Source organism: Streptomyces sp. MnatMP-M17 (genome assembly GCF_900091995.1).
In the GTDB taxonomy this organism is placed as follows: domain Bacteria; phylum Actinomycetota; class Actinomycetes; order Streptomycetales; family Streptomycetaceae; genus Streptomyces.
In genome coordinates this window covers 1-7114 of record NZ_FMDK01000153.1, presented here as the reverse complement: position 1 = coordinate 7114, position 7114 = coordinate 1, and the positions used below count along the sequence as shown (strand labels likewise).

At 72.0% G+C, this 7114-nt stretch carries 7 protein-coding genes; 4 read left to right on the top strand and 3 right to left on the bottom strand.

Going from position 1 to position 7114, the window contains the following annotated elements:
• Both GA0115259_RS08050 and GA0115259_RS08045 read left to right on the top strand, forming a co-directional pair.
• A partial coding sequence (locus tag GA0115259_RS08050; RefSeq protein WP_141716485.1) for a DUF58 domain-containing protein occupies window positions 1–814 on the top strand: 814 nt, incomplete at its 5' end.
• Window positions 811–3237: a transglutaminase TgpA family protein gene (locus GA0115259_RS08045; RefSeq protein ID WP_093592972.1), complete on the top strand. Its 2427-nt coding sequence runs from the start codon at window positions 811–813 to the stop codon at window positions 3235–3237. The genes GA0115259_RS08050 and GA0115259_RS08045, both read left to right, overlap by 4 nt.
• Before the next feature lie 118 nt (window positions 3238–3355).
• Here GA0115259_RS08045 and GA0115259_RS08040 read toward each other — a convergent pair whose 3' ends face one another.
• The 3 genes from GA0115259_RS08040 to GA0115259_RS08030 form a co-directional block, all read right to left on the bottom strand.
• On the bottom strand, window positions 3356–3751 hold the full coding sequence (locus GA0115259_RS08040) for a DUF3040 domain-containing protein (RefSeq protein ID WP_093592969.1): 396 nt from the start codon (window positions 3749–3751) through the stop codon (window positions 3356–3358).
• Between the two features lie 317 nt (window positions 3752–4068).
• A complete protein-coding gene (locus GA0115259_RS08035; RefSeq protein WP_093592966.1) occupies window positions 4069–4869 on the bottom strand; it encodes a methyltransferase in 801 nt (266 codons plus the stop codon).
• 94 nt (window positions 4870–4963) lie between these two features.
• Entirely contained in the window at window positions 4964–5503 is a 540-nt protein-coding gene (locus GA0115259_RS08030; protein WP_093592963.1) for an SAV_6107 family HEPN domain-containing protein, read from the bottom strand.
• 459 nt (window positions 5504–5962) lie between these two features.
• Here GA0115259_RS08030 and GA0115259_RS08025 point away from each other — a divergent pair, with 459 nt between their 5' ends.
• Both GA0115259_RS08025 and GA0115259_RS08020 read left to right on the top strand, forming a co-directional pair.
• Window positions 5963–6580 (top strand): DUF4126 domain-containing protein, encoded by a 618-nt coding sequence (locus GA0115259_RS08025; RefSeq protein WP_093592960.1) that lies wholly within the window; start codon window positions 5963–5965, stop codon window positions 6578–6580.
• Window positions 6581–6611: 31 nt separating this feature from the next.
• On the top strand, window positions 6612–7114 hold a 503-nt coding region (locus GA0115259_RS08020; protein ID WP_161230318.1), incomplete at its 3' end, for an NAD(P)-binding protein.

The following is a 7114-nucleotide window of genomic DNA, read 5'->3' as shown; positions in this document are numbered from 1 at the left end:
CGTCCCGCGCACCGACCCGCTGCCGCCGGTGCGGCTCGCCGGCGAGTCACCGGCGTACGGCGACGGACGGCAGCGCTCGCAGGCGCTGGCCGGCGAGGACGATGTGATTCCGCGCGGCTACCGGCACGGTGACGATCTGCGCCGGGTGCACTGGCGCTCCACCGCGCGGTACGGCGAGCTGATGGTGCGTCGCGAGGAGCAGCCGCAGCGGGCGAAGTGCACGGTGCTGCTGGACACCAGACGGAGCGCCTATCACGGCGCGGGTCCCGACTCGGCCTTCGAGTGGGCGGTGTCGGGCGCGGCCTCCGCGCTGGTCCATATGCTGGAACGCGGCTTCGCGGTCAGGCTGTTGACGGACACGGGCAGCTCGGTGCCGGGCGAGGGCGCCGACGGCTACGCCGGGGCGACGCAGGGTCCGGCCGACTCGGCCGGACTGCTGATGGACACCCTCGCGGTCGTCGACCACTCCGACACCCACGGGCTCTCCGGCGCGTATGAAGTGCTGCGCGGCGGCGAAGGGCTGCTGGTGGCCTTCTTCGGTGATCTGGACGAGGAACAGACCGCGGTGGTGGCCCGGATGCGGCAGCGCAGCGGTGTCGCCGTCGCCTTCGTACTCGACAGCACCGGCTGGGCCCAGGGCATGGGACCCGACAACCACATCGAGGAGCGGCTGCGCCAGCTCCGCGAGGCGGGCTGGACGGCCCTGGCGGTGCCGCCGGGCGCGGCACTGCCCGAGCTGTGGCGGCAGGCCGCGCGACAGCGCTCCGAATCGGCCGTCACGGGCGGTCCAGGCTCCACCGGAGGATGGTCATGAGCGGTAGTGCACGGCTGGCGCTCTGTTCGTTCGCCGCCACACTGATGGCGGCGGGCGCCCTGGTGCCGCTGGTCCGGCCGACCACCTGGCTGCTGCACACCGCGATCATGGTGGCGGTGCTGGGCGCGGTGGGCGCGCTGGCCCGGCGGGTGCCGCTGGCGCGGACGCTGACCGTGGCGCTCCAGGCCGTGGTCGCCCTGCTGATGCTCACGGTGGTCTTCGCCGGCGATCGGGCGCTGCTCGGTGTCCTGCCGACGCCCGGTGTCTTCCAGGAGTTCGGGCAGCTTCTGACGGTGGGCGGCGAGGATGTCGGACGGTATGCCATACCGGCGCCGGCCACCGAGGGCATCCGGCTGATGCTGGTGGGCGGTGTGCTGCTGATCGGGCTCGCGGTGGACGCCCTCGCGGTGACGTTCCGCAGCGCGGCCCCGGCCGGGCTGCCGCTGCTCGCGCTCTACTCGGTCGCCGCGGGGCTCTCCGGCGGTGACGGCGGCTCCTGGTGGTTCCTGCTCGCGGCGGCCGGTTATCTGCTGCTGCTACTGGCCGAGGGCCGGGACCGGCTGTCGCAGTGGGGCCGGGTGTTCGGCGGTGCGTCACGCGCGCAGGGCCGGCTCACGGCCGGTCTGGAGGCGGCGGGCCGCGCGCCCGCCCCGGTCCGTACCGGCCGCAGGATCGGAGTGGTGGCGCTGGGCATAGCCCTCGCGGTCCCGGCTGCCCTGCCGACTCTGGACGGCGGACTGCTGGCGGGCGCGGGCCGGGGAAACGGCTCGGGACTGGGCGGCGGAGGCACCATCTCCGCGGTGAATCCGCTGGTCTCGCTCCAGGACAATCTGAACCAGCCCGAGGACCGCGAGGCGCTGCGCTACAAGACGAACGCGCCGAACACCCAGAGCATGTATCTGCGGATCATGGCTCTGGACAAGTTCGACGGAACGTCCTGGAGGTTCTCGCAGCGCAGGGTCGAGGATGTACCGGACCGGCTGTCCGGGCCTCAGGGCCTGAGCCCGGGCGTGAGCGCGACCGAGATCACGACCAGTATCACGACCGCCGGGTGGTACCGGCAGAACTATCTGCCGATGCCCTATCCCGCGACCAGGGTGAACATCGACGGCCGCTGGCGCTTCGAGCCCGAGGGCCGGACGCTGGTGGGCGACCGCGGGCAGTCGACCCGTGGCGCCCGGTACGAGGTGGGCAGCCTCCAGGTGAATCCGACCAGCGAGCAGCTCGCCGCCGCGCCTCCGGCGCCGGAGTCCCTGCGCCGTGAGTACACCCAGGTCCCGTCCGTCCTGCCGGATGTGGTCAAGAAGACCGCGCTCGATGTCACCGAGGGCGCGGCGAACAACTACGAGAAGGCCGTCAGGCTCCAGGACTGGTTCGCGCTGGACGGCGGCTTCTCCTACGACACCCAGGTGGACTCCGGCACCGGTGCCACGGCGATCACACGCTTCCTGAAGAACAAGGAAGGCTTCTGCGTCCACTTCTCGTTCACGATGGCCGCCATGGCCCGCACGCTGGGCATACCCGCGCGGGTGGCGGTGGGCTTCACACCGGGCTCTCCGCAGTCGGACGGCAGCATGTCGGTGGGACTGCGGGACGCGCACGCCTGGCCCGAGCTGTATTTCGAAGGTGTCGGATGGACCCGTTTCGAGCCGACTCCGAGCCGCGGCAGCGCTCCTGACTACACCCGCCCGGACACTCCGACCGGCAATGCGAGCGACCCGAGCGCGCCCGAAGCCAGCGCCTCGGCCGCGCCGCCCGTGGCGCCGTCTCCCTCGCGGAGCTGCCAGGACCCGGCGGCGCCGGCGTCCGACTGTGCCACGGTCGCGCCCAGCGCGGCCACGCCGACCGACGGCGGCGGATGGCCGGGAGGGTTCATCGCGCTGCTGATCGGTCTGGGCGTGCTGCTGGTGGTGGGAGTGCCGCTGCTGCCGATGCTGTGGCGGAGCGAGATCCGCTCCCGGCGGCTGGGCTCCCGTGGGCGCCGGGAGACCGACGCCGTGGCGCGGACACTCGCCGTCTGGCGGGAAATAACCGACACGGCCTGGGATCACGGCATCCCGCCGGACGAATCGCAGACACCGCGGAAGACAGCGGCCCGGCTGGTGCGGCTGGGCAAGCTGGAGGGCCCGGCGGCCGAGGCGGTGCACCGTGTGGCCGATTCGGTGGAGCAGGTGCTGTACGCGCCATGGCCACGGCCCGGTACAGGTCTGGCCGACGACGCCCGGCTGATCCACACGGGACTGGGCGCTCCGGTGAGCCGCTGGACCCGGCTGCGGGCACTGCTGGCGCCGCGCTCGTCCGTACGAGTGGTCTGGGCCGCCTCGGCGGGCCTGCGTGCGTTCACGGCCGGTCTGCGGACACGCCGCACGGATACCGCCGGTACGGGCCCGGCCGGCTGGCGCCCTTCGCGTCAGCGCGGCTGACGGTACGGGCTACGGGCAAGACGGCTGCCTGGATACGGCTGCTGGATACGGCTGAGGGGCGGACGCTTTCCGCGTCCGCCCCTCAGCCGTACCGTCAAGCCTGAGAACCTTCAGGCACTCACTGGCCCTGTTCGTCACGGCGGCGCTGCCACCGCTGCTCGATCCGGTTCATCATCGAGCGACGCTGTCTGGGTTGTTGTCGGGCGGCCGGACCTGCGCCCGCCGCCGGTTGCTCACCTGGTTTGGGCGCCTTGCGCCACCCGGTGACCGCCAGGACCGCACAGCCCAGCATGACGAGGAATCCCACCACGCTGATCCAGATCTGCTGGGCGACCATTCCGGCCATGAGGAGCGCGATACCCACCAGGAAGCCGGCTACTGCCTGGTAGACCCGTCGCCGGGTGTATGTACGCAGCCCGCTTCCCTCAAGCGCTGTCGCGAACTTGGGATCTTCGGCGTACAGCGCTCGCTCCATTTGCTCGAGCATTCGCTGCTCGTGCTCCGAGAGCGGCACGGAGTCCTCCTAGTCGTCGGTCGCGGGGGGCGACCGGTATGCGGCTCCTTCAAGGATAGGCAGGGAATCGCCCCCGTGAAACCCGCCCTCAACGCCATTTCGCCATTCCGGGCCGCCATGTCGACTCGGCCGCTGAGGCGTTGATTCCCCAGCCATCGATCCGTCATGCCGGATGGTGTACCCCGATCATACGGCGCCGGGCGCCCCATCGGGGGGCCTGTGGCGCACTCCATGTACGGCTGCGCCCCTGATCAGCCAGGCGATCAGCGCCCGGCCGCTCTCCAGGGAGACTCTAGGAGACTTCCAGGGGCTCTGGGTCAGTCCCGCTTCTCTCCCGGAGCCTTCTCGCCCAGGACATGGAGCTGGGTGGCCACGGAGTGGAACGCGGGCAGCTCGGCGGCGGCGGCCTCCAGCTTCAGCAGGGCCTCCAGGGCCCCGGGCTGGGTGTCCACCAGTCCGCCGGGAACCAGGTCCGCGAAGACCCGTACGCCATGGACGGCGCCGATCCGCAGACCGGCGGCCCCGACCAGCTCCGTGAGCTGCTCGGCGGTGAAGCGCCTGGGCACGGGATCGCCCTCGCCCCAGCGCCCGGCCGGGTCGGTGAGGGCCCGCCGGGCCTCGTTGAAGTGCCCGGCGAGCGCCCTGGCCAGCACGGCGCCGCCCAGGCCCGCGGCGAGCAGGCTGAGCGCACCGGCCGGGCGGAGGGCGTCGACCGCGTTCCGTACGCCCTCGGCCGGGTCGTCCACGTACTCCAGGACGCCGTGGCACAGCACCGCGTCGAAGCCATCGCGCCCGACCACGTCGAAGAGCCCGTGGATATCGCCCTGCACACCGTGGACACGCTCGGCGACGCCCGCTTCGGCCGCCCGGCGCTCCAGCGCGAAGAGCGCGTTCGGACTCGGGTCGACCACCGTCACCCGATGCCCGAGACGGGCCACGGGCACCGCGAAGCTGCCCGTGCCGCCGCCGGTGTCGAGCACATCCAGGATGTCCGTCCCCGCCGCCTTGACCCGGCGGTCGAGAGCGTCCCTGAGGACCTCCCAGACCACGGCGGTACGGAGGGAGCCCCGGGAGCGCGATGGCGTCTCCCCACCGGCGACAGGGGAACGGTCCGACACGGCAGTTGACTCCTCGGCGCGGTGCCGCCCCGGACGGCGGGGCGTGGAACAGTGCGGGCTCCGCCCACCCTATTGCCTCGGCCGTCCCGTCAGCTCACCCAGCGGCGCCGCCCTGCCGCGGCTGCTCGGCCCGAGGCTGTGGCAGCACCGGCTCCAGCACCAGCAGCCGCTCCACCAGGCGCAGGAACATGGCCACGTCGCGCAGCAGATCGTCGGCGTCACGGCTGCTCGCCGCGCCTCGTATGCCCGCCTCGGCGCGCGCCCTGCGCTCGGCGCCCGAGGCGAAGAGGCTGCTCCATTCGGTCAGCTCGGGCGCGATCTCCGGGAGGACCTCCCAGGCGCTCCTGATCCGGCGGCGCTTACGCACGGTGGTCTCGGGGCGGCCCCGGGCCGCGAGGACCGCGGCGGCGGTGCGCAGGGCGGCGAGATGGGCGGTGGCATAGCGCTCGTTCGGAGTGTCCAGCTCGGCGGCCTCGTCAAGTCCCGTACGGGCCTGGGCGAGCAGATCCAGGGCCGCGGGCGGGGCTGTGGCCCTGCGCAGCACCGGGTGGACATCGGTCGGCGGTCCGGTCAGTGAGGGGGCAGGGCCGTCTGTGCGGCGCCGGCGTGCGGCACCGGCGTAGGAGCTGGCCATGACGAACCTCCTGTCGTCGTGTGACGGCGCTGTGGCCGTATGTGTCCATTCTGAAGGGCACCACTGACAATCAGTTCTGACCTGCGATTTTGCTTCGCTCACACGTTCGGAGGAGCTGCGCGGAACGCGGCGCTCTCGCGGCTGCTGCACGGCCGGGTCGCCGGGCGCCGACATACGACCGGTCCGGTGCGGCTCGGTCCCCCTGAGCCGCACCGGACCGGTGCATTCCCCGTGGTGTCGTACACCCCCGTTCCGTCAGGGGAGCCGCGCCGTTCCGCCGCCCCGTGCCGGCGGTGCCGGCGCCGCGCCCCTTCCGTGGTCTCCACTCTTCCGTCCGGGCAGGTGACGTCCCATCCGCGTGCCTACTCAACTCGCCTTCTGAGTACCTGTACTCAGAGCTCCGTACTCCGGCCCACTGTTCTCCTGCGTACCGCGCGGCGGCTGGATACGATCGCGTCCGTGTCCGTACTCCCTCTGATCTTCACCAGCGGCTGGGCCAGCGGCATCAACGCCTATGCCGTGGTCCTGCTGTTCGGAGTCTTCGGCGCGACCGGGCTGAGCGACGAGGTTCCCGAGTCGTTGCAGCGCACCGATGTCCTGATCGCCGCCGCAGTGCTCTTCCTCTGTGACACGGTCGCGGACAAGATCCCGTACATCGATACGGTCTGGGACGCCGTGCACACGGTCATCAGGCCGCTGTCGGGCGCGGTGGTCGGTGCGCTGCTGGCCGGGCAGAGCGGTTCGCTGCCGGAGATCGCGGCCGGTGCGGTCGGAGGATCGACGGCCCTGCTGAGCCATCTCGTCAAGGCCGGGACCAGGATGGCGGTCAACACCTCTCCCGAACCGTTCAGCAATATCGCGGTGAGCACGGCCGAGGATCTGGGCGTGGCCGGGATCATCACCTTCGCGGTCTTCCATCCGGTCGCCGCCGCCGTCGTCGCGGGCGCGCTGCTGGCGCTCGGTCTCGCGACGGTGGCCTTCCTCGCCACCAGAATCCGCCGCTTCCTGCGCCGCAGGGCTCAGCGCCGGGCGGAGAAACAACTGGTCAGGGGCGGGATGGCGGCACCGCCGGGCTGAGGTGTCAGTGGGTCCCGTTACAGTCACTGGCATGGCACGGATTGTGGTGATCGGCGCCGGGATGGGCGCCATGGCAGCGGCTGCCCGGCTGGCCGTGGCGGGACACCGGGTGTCGGTGTACGAACGCTCGGCGACATACGGCGGTTCGCTGGGCCGGTTCGAGCAGGACGGTTTCGTCTTCGACACCGGTCCCGGTCTGCTGCATCTCCCTGCCGTCTACCGCGATCTGTTCGTCAAGACGGGCAAGGAGCCGCTGGAGCGGTGCGTCCAGCTCGATCAGGTCGATCCGGCGAGCCGGCATGTCTTCGCGGACGGCACCGACGTACGGCTGCCGAACGCGTCACGCGCGGGTGCGGTCTCCGCCCTGGACGCGGCGCTGGGCGCGGGCGCCGGGCAGCGGTGGGGAGAGTTTCTCGGGCGGGCCCGTGACGCCTGGGACCGCTCGCGCCGGCCGCTGCTCGAAGAGCCGCTGTGGTCCGACTGGCAAGTGCTCAGACGCGATCCGTATCCGGCGGTGCGGCAGCGGCGGGGGGC